Here is a 20874-nt window from a genome sequence, read left to right on the forward strand (position 1 = left end):
CCCTCATCGATATGGGCAAGACCACGATCAGCGTTGAGACCCGCACGCGCGACCGACTATCGGCCTGGGCTGCCAAACACGGTCGAGCGATGGGGGAGGAGATTGAGGTGTTGCTGGATATCGCTGAGCACCATGAGTTCTGGGAGCAAGTCTCGCGCGGCTATGCCAACGGCTATGCCGGTGGCGACGATGATGAGTTCCCTGAGTATGCCCACTTGGGGCCGGTCGGGCCGATCCCGCCGCCCCCTGACATGGTCGACGACATTCCGCCGACCATTCACGACCGGTGAGGGCGGGCGCCCTCTACATCGCTGACCTGGGTGTGGCCCGGGTCCGCGGTGCGGAGCAGGGTGGCCTTCGGCCCGTTCTGGTTGTTCACAGTCATGACTATGCGCGCATACCTAACCTCGCGCTGGTCTGTCCATTGACGACGAGGGATCGCGACGTGCCCAACCACGTTGCGGTGTTGCCTGACGCGGGCAACGGTCTGTCGGCGCCCTCCTTCGTGATGACGGAGCAGGTTCGCGCGATAGATACGCGGTTCATCCGCAAGCACGTCGGCAACGTGGCCGCCGACCTGCTCGCCGAAGTGCTGAAGGTTCTGACAGAGCGGTTGATCGCCCGGCGCTGAGGAGCGTCAGTCGCCGGTTTTGCCGTCCAGGCGTTCGCGTAGCAGGTCCGCGTGGCCGTTGTGGCGGGCGTACTCCTCGATCATGTGGGTGTAGACCCAGCGCAGGTTGATCGTGCGGTCTCGGGTCGTCTCGAAGGTGTGGTCCAGCGGGAGGTCAGCCACGAGCGCGTCGGCCTTGGCGCACTCCGCGCGGAAGGTCGCGAAGTCCGCCTCGGCCGACGACGCGGTGCCGTCGTTGAAGTCGCCGTCCAGGTTGTCGTCGCTGTAGAAGAGGCTCTCGTGCGGTGCGCCCGCAGCCCGGTGGAACCAGCTGCGCTCCACCGCTGCCATGTGCCGCACCAGGCCGAGCAGGCTCAGCGTCGACGGCTCGACCGTCCGCCGGGTCAGTTCCTCGCCGCTCAGGCCCCGGCACTTCCAGAGGAGCGTGTCGCGGTGCCAGTCGAGCCAGCCCTGGAGCATGGTGCGCTCGTCGGCGACGTAGGGCTCGGTGCGGCGTTCGATGTCAGGGGCAACCCAGGTCATCGGGGCATCATGCCGGTTCGTTGGCCGGCACGCCGCCCGGTTTCTGGGCCGGCAGCATTGGCTCCGTCGCAACCGGCTCGGTCAGGGGCAGCGAGGCGACCCGGGCCAGCTCGCCGTCCGGTCGGGTGCCTTCGATGGTGACCGCCGCCGACACTCCCGACAGCGAGAGCGTGCTGACCGCGTTGCCGAAGTAGGGGCCGGCCAGCTTGCGCCACCCGATGCTGTTCTTGCGTACCCGGGCCGTCTTCGCCAGTGCGCGCACCAGCGCCGACGGCCCCCGCCACCAGCCCAGCGTCATCACCGGCTTCATCACGGCCGGCACCGCGTTGTGGATCGGGGAGCAGGTCAGCTGGTGCACCGGCGTGGTCACGTCGGCGTCGCGGAAGCGGACCCGCGCCACATACGAATGGTGTACGTCGCCGGAGAGCACGTTGATCGACGCCGGTGCCGGGTAGGCCGGGCCGGCACCGACGCGCTCGCCGCCGGACGTGCGTGGGCCGGATCCGATCCGGGCGAACAGCTCGGCCAGGTCCTCGAACGAGCGCTGGAACGCCGCCCAGTGCTCCAGGTCAACCGCGCGGCGCACCTTCTCGGCCGCGTTGGCCACGAAGCCGCGGTCCGAGGCGGCCAGGCGCTCGTTCCACGCCTCCAGGTGGTGGATGCCGTGCGGGAGCAGCCACGGCAGCGACGAGCCGACCACCAGGTGGTCGTAGTCGCCGTGGGCCTGGTCGAGGAACCACGACCACTCGCCGGGCGGCAGCATGGCGCGGCTGTCGGGGTCGAGCACCCGGCTGCACCGGTTGTCGAGCACGACCAGCCGGGTCCGGCCCAGGTCGACCCGGTAGGACCACTGGTACTGCGTCGCCCGCCAGCGCTCGGTGTCGTGCGCGGCGTCGGCCTCCCGGTCGACCCGCTCGCCGAACTCGCGCAGGAGCTCCGTCGCATCGGAAGCGCCGACCACCTTCGGGTAGAGCGCGTCGGTGGCGAGCTCGTCCGGGTGCAGGTTGCCCAGGTGCTGGTAGACCCAGTACGACGCCAGCCCGCTGGTGATCCGCTCGGACCACCAGGGCTGCTCGCGCGCCGCCACCCGCCAGGACGCCGACGAGTTCCAGTCGTCGATGATCTCGTGGTCGTCGAAGATCATCACGCTCGGCACGGTGGACAGCAGCCAGCGGATCTCCGGGTCGCGCCACGACTCCAGGTAGAGCTGGGTGTACTCGTGGAACGTGACGACCTGGTGCGGCGGTGCGTCGGTCAGCTTGGCCTTGCGCCGCTTGCGCTGTTTGCGCAGGAACCGGCGTACCTCCTTGGAGGTCATGTCGGCGTAGACCTGGTCGCCCAGCAGCACCAGCAGGTCGGGCCGGACCCCCTCGTCGGCCATCAACCGGCGGGAGAAGGCGTCGAGCGCGTCCGGGGGAAGTTTGTGCCCGGTCGAGCGCGGTGTCGCCTCCCGGCACGATCCGAAGACCAACTTGACCGGTTGGCCGCTGTCGTCACCCATGCGGGTGCGGATCACGCTGCCGGGGTACGCGGAGTCGGGCTCGGGCCACACCTTCTCCTCGTCGACGAACACCTCGTACGGCGTGACCGCGTCCGCCGGCAGCCCCTCGACGACGACCAGCGCGTAGTGGTGGTCGAAGGCGGTGAAGGTGGAAGCGCTACCTTCCGCACCTCCCTCCGCACGCACCGTGACGACAGCAGGCGTCGCCGTCTCGACCCAGATCGTGGCCCGGGTGTCGACGACCCGGCGGAGCACCGGACCGATCAGCAGACGTGCTGTCGACATGCGTTTCCAACCTCCAGGACGGGGGGAGTGACCGGGGACCATCCTTTCTACCCAGGGTGCCTTGGCGCCATAGCCGAAGGCGCGACACCTCACACCGGCCGCCGCATGGGTCCGCGCGCGGCATGTCAGGATTTCGGTATGGAATACGTGATCCTCGGAATCGTCTTGGCCGGCGTGCTGCTGCTGGCCGGGCTCGGCCTGCTCGTGCCCCGGATCCGCCGCCGGGCCGTGCCGCCGGCCCCGCCACGCCCGACCGGAGCGCCCGAGGAGCCCGCCGAGGAGGCGGGTGGTGTCGGCATCCTGGCGCCGGAACGCCCGACCGAGGCGCCCGAGGCGCCGGCGCCTCCCACGATCGAGACCCCGGCGCCCACCGCCGGCCGGCTGATCCGGCTGCGCGGGCGACTCTCCCGCTCACAGAACGTGTTCGGCAAGGGCCTGCTGTCCGTGCTCTCCCGCGACCGGCTCGACGACGACGCCTGGGAGGAGATCGAGGACAGCCTGATCGGCGCCGACGTCGGTGTCGAGGCGACCCGGGAGATCGTCGACCGGCTCCGCGAGCGCACCAAGGTGCTCGGCACCCGCACCCCCAGCGAGCTGCGCGGGCTGCTGTCGGCCGAGCTCATCGAGGCGCTGGACCCCGGGCTCGACCGCTCGCTCAAGGTCAGCGGGAAGCCGTCCGTGCTGATGGTCGTCGGCGTCAACGGCTCCGGCAAGACCACCACCTGCGGCAAGATCGCCCGGGTGCTGATCGCCGACGGGCACACCGTGCTGCTGGGCGCCGCCGACACGTTCCGGGCCGCCGCCGCCGAGCAGTTGGCCACCTGGGCCGGTCGTGTCGGCGCCGAGGTGGTCCGCGGCCCCGAGGGTGCCGACCCGGCCAGCGTCGCGTTCGACGCGGTCAAGAGGGGCGTCGACACCGGTGTCGACACCGTGCTGGTAGACACCGCGGGTCGCCTCCAGAACAAGGTCGGCCTGATGGACGAGCTCAGCAAGGTCAAGCGGGTGGTCGAGAAGCACGGCCCGGTCGACGAGACGCTGCTCGTGCTCGACGCCACGACCGGCCAGAACGGGCTGGAGCAGGCCCGGGTGTTCACCGAGGTGGTCGACGTGACCGGCGTGGTGCTGACCAAGCTCGATGGCACCGCCAAGGGCGGTATCGTCATCGCCGTGCAGCGCAAGCTGGGCATCCCGGTCAAGCTCGTCGGTCTCGGCGAGGGTCCGGACGATCTCGCCCCCTTCGAGCCGGCCGCCTTCGTCGACGCGCTTGTTGGCACGGACGCGTAACCTCGGGTGACCTACCAGCCGCAGGCCTCCGGACTCGGGAGACCGTACGTGACGCAGCAGGAAGTTCCTCTTCGCGGGGGAAACGTCAGCACCGTCGTGCGCGTCGGTGACACGGTTCGGCGCAACGCCGGGCCGTGGACCCCCTCTGTGCACGCCCTGCTGCGTCACCTGGAATATGTCGGTTTTACCGGGTCGCCACGGGTGCTCGGCATGGACGAGCGCAACCGCGAGGTGCTCTCGTACCTCGAGGGCGAGTGCGGCGAGTACCCGCTGGCGCCGCACTGGGTCACCGACGAGGCGCTGATCACGGTCGCGACGATGCTGCGGATGTTCCACGACGCGCAGTACGGCTTCGCGCCCGAGCACAACGCGGTCTGGCGCTCGTTCGGCCCACCGCCGCCGGACACCGAGGTGATCTGCCACCACGACGCCGCGCCGCACAACGTGATCTGGCGCCCGGACGGCACGCTGGCCTTGATCGACTTCGACCTGTCGTCGCCGGGCGCGCGGATCTACGACGTCGCGTACGCGGCCTGGACCTGGGTGCCGCTCTTCTCCGACCGGGACTCCTACACGCTCGGCTGGAAGCGGCCCAACCGGCCGCAGCGGCTGCGGATGTTCGCCGACGCCTACGGGCTGATCCCGCGCGACCGGCACCGCCTGGTGCGCACGATCCGCAAGAGGATCGTCGACCACGTGGAGGGCATCCGCCGGATGGCCGCCGCCGGTGACCCGGCGTTCGTCCGGATCGTGCACAAGGGTCACCTTCGTCGGCCTATGCGCGATCTCCGCCTGCTCGACTACGAACGCCACACCTTGGAATACGCGCTGCGTTGACCGCCCGTTTCTTCACACGTACGAAACAACCCGTCACGATGCGGTAACCGACTCGCGACCTTGCGCGAAACAGCGGCCCGGGAGGCTTCCCCCCGAACCGGCTGTCGGGCGACGCTGCTCTGCCTGCCGGAGGGAGGAAACCTACCGAGAGGAGGCAGCGTGGAGATCGACACCGGGAACACCGCCTGGCTACTTCTGTCGTCCGCGCTGGTGCTGCTCATGACACCGGGTCTGGCGCTGTTCTACGGCGGCCTCAACCGGTCCAAGGGCGTACTGAACATGATGATGATGAGCTTCAGCTCGATCGGGCTCATCTCAGTGCTTTGGGTCATCTACGGCTTCACCTTGTCATTCGGCTCCAACGGCAACTCCGGCCTCAACAACGTCATCGGCAGCTTCACGCAGTACCTCGGCACCGAGACGAACTTCCTCGGTGACATCTGGGGAACGACCGGCATTCCGGTGTACGTGTTCCTCGTGTTCCAGATGATGTTCGCGGTCATCACCGTCGCACTGATCAGCGGTGCGGTATCCGACCGGATGAAGTTCGCCGGCTGGCTGCTGTTCGCGGGCGCGTGGTTCACGCTGGTCTACATCCCGGTCGCGCACTGGGTCTGGGGTGGCGGCTTCATCGGCGCCAAGATCAAAGCCTTGGACTTCGCCGGTGGTACGGCGGTGCACATCAACGCCGGTGCGGCCGCGCTCGGCCTGGCGCTGATCCTCGGCAAGCGGATCGGTTGGCCGAAGGAGAGCACCAAGCCGCACAACGTGCCGCTGGTCGCGCTCGGCGCCGGCCTGCTGTGGTTCGGCTGGTTCGGCTTCAACGCCGGCTCCGAGCTCACGGTCGACGGCACCACCGCGGTGGCGTTCCTCAACACCCAGGTCGCGACGGCGGCCGGCGTGCTCGGCTGGATCATCGTCGAGTGGATCAGGGGCGGCAAGCCGACCCTGGTCGGTGCCTCGTCCGGCGCGATCGCCGGTCTGGTCGCCATCACCCCGGCGTGTGGCTTCATCGCCCCGATCCCGGCCGTGATCGTCGGTGCCATCGCCGGTGCGGTCTGCGCCCTGGCGGTGAGCCTGAAGTACCGGCTCGGCTTCGACGACTCGCTCGACGTGGTCGGTGTCCACTTCGTCGGTGGCTGGATCGGCTCGCTGTCGATCGGCTTCTTCGCGACCACGCAGGTCAACTCGGCGATCACCGACGTGCTGGGTGCCAGCAACGGCCTCTTCTACGGCGGCGGTGCGACCCAGCTCGGCCGCCAGTTCCTCGGCAGCCTGGTCGTCACGGTCTACTCGCTGGTGCTCGCCATGGGCATCGCGTGGGTGGTCAAGAAGGTCGTCGGCCTGCGTGCCACGCCTGAGGCCGAGGTCGAGGGCATCGACGTGGCGGAGCACGCCGAGTCGGCGTACGACCTGTCGCCGGCCGGTGGCGGCGGTGCCGCCAGCGCGTTCCAGCTCGCCGGGATCACCGCGGCGAAGTCGAACAGCGACGTACCAGACGAGAAACCGGTCAGCGAGAAGGTCTCCGGCTAAGTTTTCTAGCGATGGAGGGGTTGGATATGAAGCTGGTGACCGCGGTCATCAAGCCCTACCAGCTGGACGCGGTCAAGGAGGCCCTGCACGCCCTCGGCGTGGCCGGGCTGACCGTCAGCGAGGTGCAGGGCTACGGCCGGCAGAAGGGGCACACGGAGGTCTACCGGGGTGCCGAGTACACGGTGGAGTTCCTGCCGAAGATCCGGGTCGAGGTGCTGACCGACGAGATCGACGTCGACAAGGTGGTCGACGCGGTAGTCACGGCGGCGCGTACCGGGAAGATCGGTGACGGCAAGGTCTGGGTGACGCCCGTCGAGGACGTCGTCCGGGTCCGCACCGGCGAGCGCGGCCTCGACGCGCTCTGAGTGGCATGACGACGACCAGGGGATCGGTTCCGGCTTCGGCCGGAGTCGATCCCCTGGTCGTTCCTGACGGCATCGGGGCGACCGCTCGGCTGGCCAGGGCGAGCGCCCTCGACGGCTGGCTGCGCGCCCTCTTCGCCGACGCGGTCGCCTCGGCCGCGCCCGGGCCGGCCACGGCCGAAGCGGCAGGCGTCGCGCTCGTGGCCGTCGGCGGCCTGGGGCGCCGGGAGTGCGCCCCGCACGCCGACCTCGACCTCGTGCTCCTGCACGACGGCGTGCCCGGGATGGACGAGCTGGCCGCCTCGCTCTGGTACCCGATCTGGGACGCCAGGCTCGGCCTCGACCACTCCGTGCGCACGCTCCCCGAGGCGCTGTCCGTGGCGCACGACGACGTCAAGGTCGCACTCGGGCTCCTCGACGCCCGGCACATCGCCGGCGACGAGGCTTTGACCGCACAGCTCGCGTCGGCCGCCGCCGATCAGTGGCGGCGCACCGCGATCCGGCAGCTTCCCGCGCTGCGTTCCGTGACCACGGCCCGCTGGGAGGCGCATGGCGAGCTGGCGTTCCTGCTCGAGGGCGACCTCAAGGAGGCGGCCGGCGGGCTGCGCGACGTCGGTGTGCTGCGCGGGATCGCGCGCTCCGGTGTCACCGACGCGCTGCGGCCGGCCGTCCGGGCCGCGCACCTGCGGCTGCTGGACACCCGGGACGCGCTGCACGTCACCGTGGGGCGGCGGGTCGACCGGCTTGTGGCGCAGGAGCGGGCTTCGGTGGCCGGGCTCCTGGGCCTCGACGACGGTGACGCGCTGCTGCGGCGGGTGGCGAGCGACGCGCGTACGGTCGCCAACGCCCTCGACGACGCCTGGCGGGCCGCCGACCGGGTCCGGGTGGTCCGCCGCCGCGGCGGCGACGGCAAGCCGGTGCGCCGCCCGATCGCCCGCGACGTGGTGGAGCAGGACGGCGAGCTCGTGCTGGCCCGCACCGCGATCGGTGCCCGGCCTGACCCGTCGCTGTCGCTGCGGGTCGCCGCCGCGGCCGCCACGACCCGCCTGCCCATCTCCCGGGCGACCTGCGAGTGGCTGGCCGCCTACTGCCCGCCGCTGCCGTCACCTTGGCCACCCGCGGCGCGGGCCGCGCTGGTCACCCTGCTCGGCGCCGGCAGCGGGCTCGTGCCGACCTGGGAGACCTGCGACCGGTACGGGCTGGTCGACGGCTGGCTGCCCGAGTGGGCGCGGATGCGCAGCCTGCCCCAGCACAACCCCGTGCACCGGTTCACCCTCGACCGCCACCTCGTGCAGGCGGCGGCCGAGGCGACCGGTTTCACCCGCGAGGTCGACCGGCCCGACCTGCTGCTGCTGGCCGCGTTCCTGCACGACGTCGGGAAGGGGCTGCCCGGCGACCACAGCACGGTCGGCGCGCCGGTCGCGGCCGCCGTAGCCGCGCGGATCGGGCTGCCGCCGGCCGACGTCGCGTTGATCGAGAAGCTGGTCCGGCTACACCTGCTGCTGCCCGAGGTGGCCACCCGCCGGGACCTCTCGGACCCGAAGACGATCGCCTCCGTCGCCGCGGCCGTCGGTGACGCGACCACATTGGACCTCTTGCATGGGCTGGCCCGGGCCGACGCGTTGGCCACGGGGCCGGCCGCCTGGTCCGACTGGAAGGGCCGGCTGATCGACTCGCTCGTGCGTCTCACGCACACCGCGCTGGACACCGGGGTGCTGCCCGCGCTGCCCAGCCCCGACCCGGCGCTGGTGGCGGGGCCGCTGCCGGCCGTACACCTGGACGGTGACCGGGTCGCGGTGGCCGCCGCCGACCGGCGCGGGCTGCTGGCCGCGGTGGCCGGGTGTCTCGCGCTGCACCGGCTCGACGTGTTGGGCGCCGACGTGTCCACCGTGGAGGAACGGGCGCTGGTCGAGCTCCTCACGTCTCCGCGCTATGGCGCGTCTCCGGACCCGATCGCGCTGGCCAACGACCTGCGGCGGGCGGTGGCCGGCGACGTGTCGGTGACACAGCGGCTGCGGGGCCGCGGTCGCTCGGGCGGTTCCGGGGCGCCGCCGCGGGTGGTCTGGCACCGGGACGCGGCCACCGACGCGGTCGTGCTGGAGCTTCGGGCCGCCGACTCGCCGGCGTTGCTCTACCGGGTGGCCAGCGCGCTCGACGACGCCGGCGCCTCGGTGCGGGCGGCGCGCATCTCCACGCTGGGCGGCGACGTGGTGGACGCGTTCTACCTGGTCGGCATCGGCTCGGGGGAGCAGGCCGTCGAGGAAGCCGTGCTGGCCGCCGCTGCGTCCTGAAGCGGCCCGTTTACGCGGTTTTCTACGTTCCCGGACGTACGCCGGGTGCCGCTCGTGCACTGACGCCCTTTGCCCTTCCGGCCGGCAGCGTATGGGGCATGGAACCGGTGGTGTGCGAAAAGCTGACGAAACGGTACGGCGAGGTCGTCGCCGTACAGGATCTCGATCTGTCGGTCCGGGCCGGTGAGGTCTACGGATTTCTGGGTCCCAACGGTGCGGGGAAGACGACCACCCTGCGGATGCTGCTCGGCCTTGTGCGGCCCACCAGCGGGCGGGTGCTGCTGCACGGCAAGCCGCCCGGTGACCTGTCCGGTGTCGGGGCGCTGATCGAGGGTCCGGCGTTCTATCCCTACCTGAGCGGGCGGGACAACCTGCGGGTGCTGGCCCGGTACGCCGGGGTCGACGACCGGCGGATCGACGTCGTGCTCGACCTGGTCGACCTGAGCGATCGGGCGCGGCACAAGTTCGCGACGTACTCGCTGGGCATGAAGCAGCGGCTCGGGGTCGCGGCGGCCCTGCTCAAGGACCCGCAGCTGTTGATCCTGGACGAGCCGACCAACGGGCTCGACCCGGCCGGCATGGCCGACATGCGGGCGCTGATCCGCCGACTCGGGGCGGCCGGATCGACCGTGCTGATCTCCAGTCACCTGCTCGGCGAGGTCGAGCAGATCTGCGACCGGGTCGGGATCGTCGCGCGCGGTGCGCTGGTCGCGGAGAACACCGTGGCCGAGATGCGCAGCGAGGCGGGACTGCGGATCGCGGCTGCTCCCGTCGACGACGCGGCCGCCTGGCTGCGCCTGCTGCTGGGGCCTTCGGCGGTGTCGGTCGTGGACGGGGCGTTGGACGTCACGGTCTCACCCTCCCGTGCCGCGGAGATCAACGAGTCGATGGTCAAGGCGGGGATCGCGGTCAGCGAGTTGCGTACCCGTGAACGTGATCTGGAGCAGGTCTTCCTCGAGCTCACCGGAGGCGAGAGCAATGGTCGGTAGTTTCCGCGCGGAGCTGTTGAAGCTGTCCAAGCGGCCCGCGACGTGGCTGCTGCTGGGGATCGCGTTGTCACTCGGTGCGCTGTTCGCGTACGTGATCCCGTATCTCGGTGCGACCAGCGGCACCACCGGCGCCACCGCCGACCGCGGACTCGCCGCGACCCTGCCGGCGAACATCGTGGGCAACACGCTCGGCGGCTATCCGGTCTTCCTCGGCGCCCTGCTGGTGGTGCTGGGTGTGCTGTTCGTCGGTGGCGAGTACGGCTGGGGCTCCTGGAAGACCGTGCTGACCCAGGGGCCGTCGCGTACGACGGTGCTGGTCGGCAAGTTCGGCGTGCTCGCGCTCACGTCGCTCGGTTTCGTCCTGGCGATCCTCTTGATGGGGACGGTCGCGAGCGTGCTGATCGCTGTGGCCGAGGACGCCTCGATGACGTTCCCGTCGGCCTTCGACATCGTGCGGGGGATCGGTGCCGGGTGGCTGATCGCGACGATGTGGACGATGTTCGGGGCGGTGCTGGGCATCCTGCTGCGCGGCGTCGCGCTCGCGGTCGGGCTCGGTCTCGTGTGGATGCTGGCCGTGCAGAACCTGATCTCCCAGCTCGCGGCGCCGCTGCTGCCGTGGGTGGACAGCGCGCAGCGAGGGCTGCCCGGGCCGGGAGCCGGCGCGCTGGTCGCCTCGCTGGGTGCGCCCACCGGGACGCCGGGCGTGGAGGCTCTGATGGGTGGTGGGCCGGCGACGTTGGTGGTCGCGGCGTACCTGGTCTTCTTCGTGGCGCTAGGTGCGGTGGTCCTGCGCCGCCGTGACATTCTCTGACGTGTGGAGGCTGTGATGAGCTCGTCGGCCCGCCGTGGCGCTGTGCGGCGCTGGGTGGCGGACGGGCTCGTCACGGCGTTCCTGCTGCTCATCGGGATCTTCGGGTCGCATTTCGCCCAGGAGAACCAGCAGGCGACCGGGACGCTGCGGACGCCGCTGGACGCGCTGGCCTATGGGCTGATCGTCGGGGCGGCGGTCGCGACGATCGTGCGGCGACGCTGGCCGGTGAGCACGCTGGCGGTGGCCTCCGGGATGAGCGGGGCATATCTGGTCCTCGGCTATCCCTACGGTCCCATCCTGATCACGCTGGCGGTGGCCATCTACACGGTGGCCGAGGAGTTGCCGCTGCGCCGGGCGGCGTGGGTCGGGGGCGGTGCGTTCGTACTCCTGGCGCTCCATGCCTTCGTCCCCTTCACCGACCCGACCAACACGAAGTTCGGCGGGTTGCTGCCGGCGGCGGCGTTCGTGGCGGTGCCGTTCGCGATCGGGGTGACCGTCAAGGTGAGCCGGGAGGCGGTGCAGCGGTCGCGGGCCGACGAGGCGCGGCGGATCGCCGACGACGAGCGGCTGCGGGTCGCCCAGGAGGTGCACGACGTGGTCGGACACGGGCTGGCGGCGATCAACATGCAGGCGGAGATCGCGCTGCACCTCCTGCCGCGAAAGCCCGAGGAGGCGGAGGCGGCGCTGACCCGGATCAGCCTGAGCAGCAAGGCGGCGCTGGACGAGCTCCGGGTGACGCTGTCGGTGCTGCGCTCGCGCGGCGACCGTGCGCCGGTGGCCGGGCTGGCGCAGGTGCCGGCGCTGCGGGACCGGTTGGCCGAGTCCGGGTTGCCGGTGTCGCTGTCGGTGGTGGGCTCGTCCGCCGAGTTGCCGTTGGCGGTGGACCTGGCCGCGTACCGGGTGGTGCAGGAGTCGTTGACCAACGTCCTGCGGCATGCCGGAGCGGCTTCCGCGGCGGTGGTGATCACTTACCTGCCGGCGTCGGTGGTGGTCGAGGTGACGGACACGGGCCGGGGCGGGGTGGTCGGTGCTCCGGGCCATGGCCTCCAGGGGATGCGGGAGCGGGTGACGGCGTTGGGCGGCAGCTTGACGGCCGGGCCGCTGAGCGCCGGGCGGGGCTGGCGGGTGCACGCCGAGCTGCCGGTGGCGCCGGACGGGGACGGTGAGTGGAGTGTCTGACGAGATCTCGGTGCTGATCGCCGACGACCAGGACCTGGTGCGGATCGGCCTGCGGTCGCTGGTCGAGGCGGAAGACGGCATGCGGGTGGTCGGCGAGGCGGCCGACGGCTTGGAAGTGGTGGCGACCGCGGCTTCGACGTCGCCCTCGATCGTGCTGATGGACGTGCGCATGCCGGGCATCGACGGCATCGAAGCCACGCGGCGGATCGTGGCGGATCCCGCGCTGGAACACACCCGGGTGATCGTGCTGACGACCTTCGAGCTGGACGAGTACGTCTTCGACGCGTTGCGGAACGGGGCCAGCGGCTTCCTGACGAAGGACACGAAGCCGGCGGAACTGCTGCGGGCGATCCGGCTGGTGGCGGCGGGGGAGGCGCTGCTGTCGCCGTCGGTGACGCGGCGGGTGGTCCGGGAGTTCTCGACGCGACCGTCACGCACGTTGAAGCCGCATCCGCAGCTGAGCACCCTGACTGACCGCGAGCGGGAGATCGTAGGCCTGGTCGGCGAAGGCCTGTCGAACGAGGAGATCGCCGCGCGGCTGGTGGTCTCGCCCGCGACGGCCCGAACGCACGTCAGCCGCGCGATGATCAAACTGGGCGCGCGGGACCGCGCACAGTTGGTGGTCTTCGCCTATCAGTCGGGGTTGGTCGCGCTCTGAGCGTTCACCTCCCCGAGCTGTGCCCAGGTGAGCACCCGGGTCGCACGCAGGGTGTTCCAGCGGCTGGGTAGGCCGTCGCCCGGCTCCATGGCGAAGAAGACCTCGCCCGGGTGGGTGTTCTCCAGCAGCCAGGTGCCGTCTGGCTGTCGCTTGCGCCGCACCAGGTCGACGGCCTCGCGGATGCGTGCGTCGGGCGGTTGCGCGGTGGCCCGGAAATAGTCGAGCGCGCGGAGCACGTCGTAGTGCCAGCGGAACGGGAACGAGAAGCTCAGCCAGTCGTCGTCGACCACGGCGCCGGTGCTCTTGCGTCGGAACAGGCCACGTTCGAGGAGGTATTCCTCACCGCGCCGGAGGGCCGCGTCGACGTCGAGCGCGCCGCCGGCCTGCTGGTAGGTGAGCAGGCCGTCGAGCACGTTGATCGTGCTGGCGAAGGACGAGACCTCGGCGCCGTTCTCCAGCTCGCAGTTCCAGCCGCCGTCCGGGTATTGCTCCCGGAGTAGTCGTTCGACGATGCCGTCGACGGGCTGCCCGAAATAAGCGCCGATCCGCACCGTGCGCCCGTTGATGCAGGCCTCGACCTCACCGTCGAAGAAGGGCTGGCCGTCGTGCTCCCACCTGACCGTGTCGCGCACGTCGGTGATGGCCTGGCGGACCTGTTCGTCGGCGGGGTCGACGCCGAGCTCGACCAGCACGTCGAGCGTGGGAAGTGTCGAGATCCATGGTTGGCCGGCGCCGCCGTCGAGCGAGGGCTGGTCGGCCGCGCCGGCGCCGTCGTCAGGCAATCGCTTATCGGCTGTGTCGGCGTCCGGCCCGGGGAAGCACGCGCCGCCCGCCCACCCGCCGCCGTGGTCGCGCTGCGCCAGTAGTCGGGCTCCCCAGCCTTCGCGGGCCACTCTGGCTCGCTCCGCGGCGACGACCTGCGGAGGGGCGCCGGCTAGGTCGCGCAGCACCTGCCAGCGAATCGCCGGGTCACTGTCGAGCAGCCAGTCCATGGCGGTCATAGGCGGAGGTTAATCGAGCACTCCGACAACTCTCGTCCCGCGCGTGTCGGGCCGACACGCCGGGGGTTGATGGCGGGGTGAGGACGACCGGCGGCGGACCTGGCAAGCGACGCGTCAGCGAGCGATCCCCGGCGGGAGCGACGGTCGCGCCCGCGGCGGACCCGGGGAAGCCGCTGGGCGTTGTTCTTGATCGTCGGTCTGCCGGCCGTCTGCTCGGCGTTCCTGTCGGTCGTCGGTGTCCCGGCCTTCTGCTTGGCGTTGTTCTTGGTTGTCGGTCACCCGGCGGTTGGTGGATCGGCCGAAGCGGGCTGCGCCGGATACCCTAACGAGGGCTCTCATGGCCTGCTTCGCCCACAGAACTATGACAAACGGGATGTTTACGTGTTCGACACCCTGAGCGACCGCCTCAACGGGATCTTCACCAAGCTCCGTGGCAAGGGGCGGCTGACCGATGCCGATATCGACGCTACGGCGCGCGAGATTCGGTTGGCGCTGCTCGAGGCCGATGTGGCGCTGCCGGTGGTTCGTGCGTTCATCGCGCGGATCAAGGAGCGGGCGCGTGGGTCCGAGGTCTCGCAGGCGCTGAACCCCGCGCAGCAGGTCATCAAGATCGTGCACGAAGAGCTGGTCAACGTGCTGGGTGGCGACACCCGGCGCTTGCAGCTCGCGAAGCAGCCGCCTTCCGTGATCATGCTCGCCGGTCTCCAGGGTTCCGGTAAGACGACCCTTGCCGGCAAGCTGGCTCGCTTCCTGGCGGGGCAGGGGCACCAGCCGCTGCTCGTCGCGGCCGACCTTCAGCGGCCCAACGCGGTCACGCAGCTTCAGGTGCTCGGCGAGCGGGCCGGCGTCGAGGTGTTCGCGCCCGAGCCGGGCAACGGGGTGGGCGACCCCGTCGACGTGGCGCGGGCGTCGATCGACCACGCGAAGCGGGTGGCGCGCGACATCGTCATCGTCGACACCGCCGGCCGGCTGGGCATCGACGCCGAGATGATGGCGCAGGCCGCCAACATCCGTGACGCGGTCGACCCTGACGAGGTGCTGTTCGTCATCGACGCCATGGTCGGTCAGGACGCGGTCAACACCGCCGAGGCCTTCCGCGACGGTGTCGGCATCACCGGTGTCGTGCTGTCCAAGCTGGACGGTGACGCCCGCGGTGGTGCGGCGCTCTCGGTGCGCGAGGTGACCGGGCAGCCGATCCTGTTCGCGTCCACGGGCGAGAAGCTCGAGGACTTCGACATCTTCCACCCCGACCGGATGGCGAGCCGCATCCTCGGCATGGGTGACGTGCTCACGCTGATCGAGCAGGCCGAGCAGGCCTTCGACGCCGATCAGAAAGAGAAGATGACCGCCAAGCTCATGGGCGGCGAGCAGTTCACGCTCGAGGACTTCCTCGACCAGATGGTGGCGATGCGGCGGATGGGGCCGATCGCGAACGTACTGGCGATGATGCCCGGCATGGGCCAGGTCAAGGACCAGTTGGCGGACCTCGACGACAAGCACTTCGACCGGGTCACCGCGATCATCCGGTCGATGACCCCGAACGAGCGGGTCAACCCGAAGATCATCAACGGCTCGCGGCGGGCGCGCATCGCGAACGGTTCCGGCGTCACGGTCATGGACGTGAACCAGCTGCTCAACCGCTTCTCCGAGGCGCAGAAGATGATGAAGCAGATGGGCGGGATGATGGGCCTGCCCGGTTCGCGGCGCAAGGCGACCAAGAGCCCGAAGAACAAGCGCAAGGGTACGAAGGGCGGCTCGCGTCCGCGTCCGGTCGGCGGTCTGCCGGGTGGCTTCCCGGGCGCGGGCGGCATGCCGCCGGGGTTCGACCCGTCGGCGCTGTCGGGCGACGGCGCGCAGGGGCTACCGCCGGGCTTCAAACTGCCGAAGATCGACTTCAACAAGCTCCGCCGCCAGGAGGGCAACGAGAAATAGTCGTGTTCCGGGACAGCGGGCGATCATAGGAGCACCTTGCGTGATGGGCGACTACTCGAAGGAGGAGCCCATGACCGCTGCACCGACGCTGCCCGAACGGCAGGAGTGGACGGTCGACGACCTCGGGGAGCTGCCCGGGGACCTCCGCTACGAACTGATCAACGGAAGGTTGATCGTGCCGTCGCCCGTTCCCGCACACCAGGATCTCGCGTTCGAGATCGGCTTCGCCCTCCGTGCCAACTGTCCACCCGACTTCCTCGTCAGCTCCGACCAGTCGCTCCAGATCAACCGCCGCAACGAGCCGCGGCCTGATCTGGTCGGCATCCGCATCGAGCACTACGGGCGCACCCCGGTGCCCGTCGAAGACGCGGTGCTCGCGGTCGAGCTCGTGTCGGAGCACTCCGAGTTCCGCGACGTGGTGGAGAAGGCCCGTCTCTATGCCGATGCGGGCCTACCCGCCTATTGGGTGATCGACCAGAACCGCGCGGAGATCTCGTTGACCGAGATGGTGCTCGGGCCGGCTAAACGCAGCTACGAGATCGCCGATCACACGACCGAGGTGTTCGCGGTCGACGAGCCTTGGCCGATCACGATCGACCTACCGCGGCTCAGCGCCCGGCGGGCCGCGATTCTCGATCGCATCAGGCTGCGCTGACGGCGGGCCGATGTCGTACGGCGCGCATACGATCGCCGGATGGCATACGAGTTTCAGGTGACCGTCGACTGCGCGGAGCCGCATGTGTTGGCTGACTGGTGGGCCGAGGCTCTGGGGTGGGAGGTCGAGTCGCAGGACGAGGCGTTTATCCGCCGCATGGTCGAGCAGGGGCACGCCACCGAGGACGAGACCGCCCGGCACAACGGTGCGCTGGTCTGGAAGAGCGGCGCGGCCATTCGGCATCCCGAGGGGCTGGAGCGGGCGCCGCGGTTGCTCTTCCAGCAGGTGCCCGAGCCGAAGACGGTCAAGAACCGGGTGCACCTGGACCTACGCACCGGCGACGACCGCGACGCCGTCGTGGCCCGGCTGATCAGCAGGGGCGCCACTCACCTGCACGACGGACGGCAGGGTCCGATGAGCTGGGTGACGCTGGCCGACCCGGAAGGCAACGAGCTGTGCGTGAGCTGACGCCGCTGCACGTGCGCGGAGTGGTGCTCCCCGACGACACCACCCGCGACCTCTGGCTGGTCGGCGACCGGGTGACCTTCTCGCCGGTGTCCGGTGCCGAGACGATCAGCGACGGCGGTTTCGTGCTGCCCGGCCTGGTCGACGCGCACTGCCACATCGGGATCGCTGCCGGCGGTGGGGCGATCACCTCCGTCGAGCAGGCGCTGGCCGCCGCCGTCATCGACCGCGACGCAGGCACGCTGGCCATTCGTGACGCGGGCTCGCCATTTCCCTATCCCGAGCTCGACGACCACCCCGACGCGCCCCGGCTGTCCCGGGCGGGCCGGCATCTGGCCGCGCCGAAGACGCACCTGAAGGGGATTCCGGTCGAGTGCTCGCCGGAGGAGTTGCCGCGTGCCGCCGCTGAGCAGGCCCGGGCCGGCAACGGGTGGGTCAAGCTGGTCGGCGACTGGCTGGACCGGTCGCTGGCTGACCTCGGCCCGACGTTCGAGCCGGACGTGTTGGCCGCGGCCATCGACGCCGCGCACGCCGCGGGTGCCCGGGTGGCGGTGCACACCTTCCACGAAGCGACGGTGTCCACATTGGTGCGCGCGGGCGTCGACTCGGTCGAGCACGGCACGGGCCTGTCTCTGGACGACGTCGACGAGATGGCCAGACGCGGCACGGTCCTCGTGCCCACAATGATCAATATCGAGACGTTCGACGACATCGCGGCGCGGGCTGACGAGAAGTTCCCGGGGTACGCGTCCCACATGCGCGCCCTGCACGCCCGCTTCCCGGAGGTCGTCCGCGCGGCGCACGAGGCGGGTGTCCCCATCCGCGTCGGCACGGACGCGGGCGGCGCCATCCCGCACGGAGTCGCCGCCGACGAGATGCTGATGCTCCACGAGAAAGCCGGCGTGCCGGCGACAGACGTCCTGGCCGCGGCGTCCTGGGAGGCTCGCGAGTGGCTGGGCTTCGCGGGGTTGGTCGAGGGCGGCCTGGCCGACCTGGTGGTCTACGACGCGGACCCGCGCGCGGACCTGCGGGTGGTCCGCGACCCACGCCGAATCGTCCTGCGAGGCCGCGTCATCCGATAGAAGCCGGCGGATGGTTCGGGGCCTCTTGACGTCGCCGTCGATTGTCTGGGTGGTGGCGGTGGGCGGCTGTGGCATGGCGGCGGTGGTTCGGGTCCGCGTCAATGGGTCGGCAACGGCGGCTGCATGCTGATGGTGCTCGCCCGTCGGTGCTGACCGGCTTGGGCCGTGGTGGTCGAGGGGCTACGCGGTGTCGGGTTGTTCGGCGAAGACCGCCAGGACGGTCTGGTAGGAGTCGAAGGCGCGGGCGGCGCCCGCATAGGCCTCCAGGTGGATGAAGAGCTCGATGATCTCCGCCTTGGTGACCCCGCTGTTCAGGGCGATCCGGACCTGCCCGCGCAGCGGCTCGTGGGTGCCCAACGTCGCCGCGATGGTTACGGAGATCAACGCCCGGGTGCGGTCGTCGAGGCCCGGGCGGCTCCATGAGTCGCCGAACGTGTGCTCGGTCGCCAACCGCCGGAAATCGGCGCCCACCGTCGGTTCCCCTGGGGTCAGCGGCAGGGTCAGTGGCTGGCCGAGCAGCCGCTCCGCCGTGTCCAGCGCTCGCCCGTATGCGTCAGATGTCGTCATCAAAGCCCAGCGTAAGTTGGCCAAAGCCTGTTTCGCCCGAAGACTAGGTTTTCAACCCACCGCGGACCAGGGCTGGCCCCCTTGTCTGGCCGCCCGGTGCGCGCGGGAGCAAACGGTCGCGCCCACGACGGACGCGCGTACATGAATGGATCATCAAGGCGCGGTGGCGGTAGGCAAATATCTCCTCGCTAGGATTCCCGGTTATGGCTCGCGTGCTTACTCCCCGTGCGGAGGACTTTCCCCGCTGGTACCAGGATCTGATCGCCAAGGCGCAGCTCGCCGACAACGGCCCGGTGCGCGGCACGATGGTGATCCGACCGGCCGGGTACTCCATCTGGGAGCGCATGCAGGCCGAGATGGATGCGCGGATCAAGATCGCGGGCGCCGAGAACGCCTACTTCCCGTTGTTCATCCCCGAGAGCTACCTCAAGCGCGAGGCCGAGCACGTCGAGGGCTTCTCGCCCGAGCTCGCCGTCGTCACCCACGGTGGTGGCAAGCAGCTCGCCGAGCCGGTCGTCGTCCGGCCCACGAGCGAGACCGTTATCGGCGAGTTCATGGCCAAGTGGGTGGATTCTTACCGCGACCTGCCCCTGCTGCTCAACCAGTGGGCCAACGTCGTGCGGTGGGAGCTTCGGCCCCGGATCTTCCTGCGGACCAGCGAGTTCCTCTGGCAGGAGGGCCACACCGCGCACGCCACGGAGGACGACGCGCGCAGCTACGCGCGCAAGATCCTGCACGAGGTGTACGAGGACTTCATGGTCGGCGTCCTCGGCATCCCGGTGGTGGTCGGGCGCAAGACCAACCGGGAGCGGTTCGCGGGCGCGACCAGCACCTACACGCTCGAGGGCATGATGGGCGACGGCAAGGCCCTGCAGATGGGCACCTCGCACGAGCTCGGGCAGAACTTCGCGAAGGCCTTCGACATCAGCTACTCCGCGGCCAGCGGCGGGGTCGAGCACGCCTGGACGACCTCCTGGGGCACGTCCACCCGGATGCTCGGCGGCCTGATCATGAGCCACGGTGACGACAACGGCCTGCGGGTGCCGCCGCGACTCGCACCGATCCAGGCGTACGTGATGGTCGTCAAGGACGGCGACGGGGTGACCGCGGCCGCGCACAAGCTGCGTGACGCGCTCCGGGACGCTGGCGTGCGGGTCGGTCTCGACGACCGGGTCGACACCGCGTTCGGGCGGCGGGCGGTCGACGCCGAGCTCAAGGGCTACCCGGTGCGGATCGAGGTCGGTCCCCGCGACCTGGCGGCCGGCAACGCCGTCGTGGCGCGGCGGTTCGACGGCAGCAAGACCCCCGTGCCGGTGGCCGACGTGGTCGGTCGGGTGCTCGCGATGCTCGAAGAGGACCAGCAGAAGCTGCACGACGAGGCGCTGGCGTTCCGCGAGTCGCGCACCGTCGAGGTGTCGACCCTGGCCGACGCGATCGCGGCGACGGCGACCGGCTGGGCGCGCGTGCCGTGGTCGGCGGTCGGCGTCGAGGGCGAGGCCGAGGCCAACGGCCAGGGCGTGACCGTGCGCTGCCTGGTCCGGGCCGACGGCTCCGTGCCCGACTCGCAGGACGAGCCGGAGCTGGTCGCCATCCTCGGCCGCTCCTACTGATGGGGTTCGCTCCCGGCAGCCTGATCGTCCACCGCAACGCCCGGCACGACCGCCTGGGCTGGGTTCGCCCCGCCCGGGTGGTCAGCGACGACGAGCGCGGGCTGCTGGTCTGGATCGCGCCCGGCTCGGTGGTGGCCTCCGAGGTCTCCGCCGACGGCCGGGGCATGCGGGCGATGCCGTTCGCCGAATGGATCACGCTGTCCTACGGGGTGAAGCTGCATCCGTGGATGGGCAACGGCGTGCTCAAGTTCCATCCGATCGGCGAGGACCACTCGGTCTGGTGGTTCCGGGACCCGGACGGCCGACTGGTCAACTGGTACGTGAACCTCGAAGAGCGCGCGGTCCGCTGGGACGACGGCGACCTCGCCGGGATCGACGTGGTCGACCAGGACCTCGACATCGTGGTCGACCCGGACCGGTCGTGGCGCTGGAAGGACGAGGACGAGTTCACCGAGCGGCTGGCCTTTCCGGACCACTACTGGGTACGCGACGAGGCCGCCGTCCGCGCCGAAGGCTGGCGGGTCGTCAAGCGGATCGAGGCGGGCGAGTTCCCGTTCGACGGCACCTGGACCGACTTCCAGCCGGACCCCTCGTGGGTGATTCCGACGGAGCTGCCGGCGGGCTGGGACCGGCCGGTCGTCTCGCGGGGGAGCACGGACGCCGGCTGATCTCCGTAGGG

At 70.5% G+C, this 20874-nt stretch carries 21 protein-coding genes; 17 read left to right on the forward strand and 4 right to left on the reverse strand.

The annotated features are described in order from the left end of the window. The first annotated feature begins 11 nt into the window (after positions 1-11). A complete protein-coding gene (locus AB0J88_RS38310) occupies positions 12-290 on the forward strand; it encodes a hypothetical protein (RefSeq protein ID WP_364358517.1) in 279 nt (92 codons plus the stop codon). After that, positions 287-631: a type II toxin-antitoxin system PemK/MazF family toxin gene (locus AB0J88_RS38315; RefSeq protein ID WP_364358514.1), complete on the forward strand. Its 345-nt coding sequence runs from the start codon at positions 287-289 to the stop codon at positions 629-631. The genes AB0J88_RS38310 and AB0J88_RS38315 overlap by 4 nt, the downstream gene beginning before the upstream one ends. Positions 632-637: 6 nt before the next feature. Here the strand turns inward: AB0J88_RS38315 and AB0J88_RS38320 are convergent, their stop codons facing one another. After that, entirely contained in the window at positions 638-1153 is a 516-nt protein-coding gene (locus AB0J88_RS38320) for a DinB family protein (RefSeq protein WP_364358511.1), read from the reverse strand. Positions 1154-1160: 7 nt separating this feature from the next. Continuing rightward, the gene (locus tag AB0J88_RS38325) at positions 1161-2939 is read right to left on the reverse strand and encodes an alkaline phosphatase D family protein (protein WP_364358508.1); all 1779 of its coding nucleotides are present in this window, start codon (positions 2937-2939) and stop codon (positions 1161-1163) included. 138 nt (positions 2940-3077) lie between these two features. Between AB0J88_RS38325 and ftsY the strand changes: the two genes are divergently transcribed. The 9 genes from ftsY (at position 3078) to AB0J88_RS38370 (ending at position 12883) form a co-directional block, all read left to right on the forward strand. Next, positions 3078-4223: a signal recognition particle-docking protein FtsY gene (gene ftsY, locus AB0J88_RS38330; protein WP_364358504.1), complete on the forward strand. Its 1146-nt coding sequence runs from the start codon at positions 3078-3080 to the stop codon at positions 4221-4223. A 6-nt stretch (positions 4224-4229) separates the two neighbouring features. Continuing rightward, the gene (locus tag AB0J88_RS38335) at positions 4230-5060 is read left to right on the forward strand and encodes an aminoglycoside phosphotransferase family protein (RefSeq protein WP_364358501.1); all 831 of its coding nucleotides are present in this window, start codon (positions 4230-4232) and stop codon (positions 5058-5060) included. A 159-nt stretch (positions 5061-5219) separates the two neighbouring features. Next, positions 5220-6593: an ammonium transporter gene (locus AB0J88_RS38340; RefSeq protein ID WP_364358498.1), complete on the forward strand. Its 1374-nt coding sequence runs from the start codon at positions 5220-5222 to the stop codon at positions 6591-6593. Positions 6594-6619: 26 nt separating this feature from the next. Beyond that, positions 6620-6958 (forward strand): P-II family nitrogen regulator, encoded by a 339-nt coding sequence (locus AB0J88_RS38345; RefSeq protein ID WP_176984980.1) that lies wholly within the window; start codon positions 6620-6622, stop codon positions 6956-6958. Positions 6959-6963: 5 nt separating this feature from the next. After that, positions 6964-9246, forward strand: a complete 2283-nt coding sequence (locus tag AB0J88_RS38350; protein ID WP_364358495.1) for a [protein-PII] uridylyltransferase — start codon at positions 6964-6966, stop codon at positions 9244-9246. A gap of 98 nt (positions 9247-9344) precedes the next feature. Then, positions 9345-10235 (forward strand): ABC transporter ATP-binding protein, encoded by an 891-nt coding sequence (locus tag AB0J88_RS38355; RefSeq protein ID WP_364358492.1) that lies wholly within the window; start codon positions 9345-9347, stop codon positions 10233-10235. After that, the gene (locus AB0J88_RS38360) at positions 10225-11046 is read left to right on the forward strand and encodes an ABC transporter permease (RefSeq protein WP_364358489.1); all 822 of its coding nucleotides are present in this window, start codon (positions 10225-10227) and stop codon (positions 11044-11046) included. Before AB0J88_RS38355 ends, AB0J88_RS38360 begins: the two co-directional genes overlap by 11 nt. 15 nt (positions 11047-11061) lie before the next feature. Then, a complete protein-coding gene (locus AB0J88_RS38365; protein ID WP_364358487.1) occupies positions 11062-12225 on the forward strand; it encodes a histidine kinase in 1164 nt (387 codons plus the stop codon). Further along, positions 12218-12883: a response regulator transcription factor gene (locus AB0J88_RS38370; protein ID WP_364358484.1), complete on the forward strand. Its 666-nt coding sequence runs from the start codon at positions 12218-12220 to the stop codon at positions 12881-12883. Before AB0J88_RS38365 ends, AB0J88_RS38370 begins: the two co-directional genes overlap by 8 nt. On the opposite strand, the gene AB0J88_RS38375 is transcribed toward AB0J88_RS38370, so the two are convergent. Further along, positions 12859-13884, reverse strand: a complete 1026-nt coding sequence (locus AB0J88_RS38375; protein WP_364358481.1) for a hypothetical protein — start codon at positions 13882-13884, stop codon at positions 12859-12861. The two genes, AB0J88_RS38370 and AB0J88_RS38375, sit on opposite strands and share 25 nt — an antisense overlap. A 381-nt stretch (positions 13885-14265) precedes the next feature. On the opposite strand from AB0J88_RS38375, the gene ffh reads away from it, so the two are divergent. The 4 genes from ffh to AB0J88_RS38395 all read left to right on the forward strand — a co-directional run bounded on the left by ffh (position 14266) and on the right by AB0J88_RS38395 (position 18018). Next, positions 14266-15816 carry a signal recognition particle protein gene (gene ffh / locus AB0J88_RS38380; protein WP_364358478.1) on the forward strand — a complete coding sequence of 517 codons (1551 nt, stop codon included), beginning with the start codon at positions 14266-14268 and terminating at the stop codon, positions 15814-15816. Between the two features lie 70 nt (positions 15817-15886). Continuing rightward, positions 15887-16471 carry a Uma2 family endonuclease gene (locus AB0J88_RS38385; RefSeq protein WP_364358475.1) on the forward strand — a complete coding sequence of 195 codons (585 nt, stop codon included), beginning with the start codon at positions 15887-15889 and terminating at the stop codon, positions 16469-16471. Between the two features lie 39 nt (positions 16472-16510). Then, positions 16511-16939 carry a VOC family protein gene (locus AB0J88_RS38390; protein ID WP_364358472.1) on the forward strand — a complete coding sequence of 143 codons (429 nt, stop codon included), beginning with the start codon at positions 16511-16513 and terminating at the stop codon, positions 16937-16939. Then, positions 16936-18018, forward strand: a complete 1083-nt coding sequence (locus tag AB0J88_RS38395; protein WP_364358867.1) for an amidohydrolase family protein — start codon at positions 16936-16938, stop codon at positions 18016-18018. The genes AB0J88_RS38390 and AB0J88_RS38395 overlap by 4 nt, the downstream gene beginning before the upstream one ends. 180 nt (positions 18019-18198) lie before the next feature. Here AB0J88_RS38395 and AB0J88_RS38400 read toward each other — a convergent pair whose 3' ends face one another. Beyond that, on the reverse strand, positions 18199-18585 hold the full coding sequence (locus tag AB0J88_RS38400) for a carboxymuconolactone decarboxylase family protein (RefSeq protein ID WP_364358469.1): 387 nt from the start codon (positions 18583-18585) through the stop codon (positions 18199-18201). A gap of 203 nt (positions 18586-18788) precedes the next feature. Between AB0J88_RS38400 and proS the strand changes: the two genes are divergently transcribed. Both proS and AB0J88_RS38410 read left to right on the forward strand, forming a co-directional pair. Continuing rightward, complete coding sequence (gene proS / locus AB0J88_RS38405) at positions 18789-20195, forward strand: proline--tRNA ligase (RefSeq protein ID WP_364358466.1); 1407 nt, start codon at positions 18789-18791, stop codon at positions 20193-20195. Continuing rightward, the gene (locus tag AB0J88_RS38410) at positions 20195-20863 is read left to right on the forward strand and encodes a DUF402 domain-containing protein (RefSeq protein WP_364358463.1); all 669 of its coding nucleotides are present in this window, start codon (positions 20195-20197) and stop codon (positions 20861-20863) included. Before proS ends, AB0J88_RS38410 begins: the two co-directional genes overlap by 1 nt. Positions 20864-20874: the final 11 nt, after the last annotated feature.

Source organism: Asanoa sp. NPDC049475 (assembly GCF_040676915.1).
Lineage (GTDB): Bacteria > Actinomycetota > Actinomycetes > Mycobacteriales > Micromonosporaceae > Asanoa.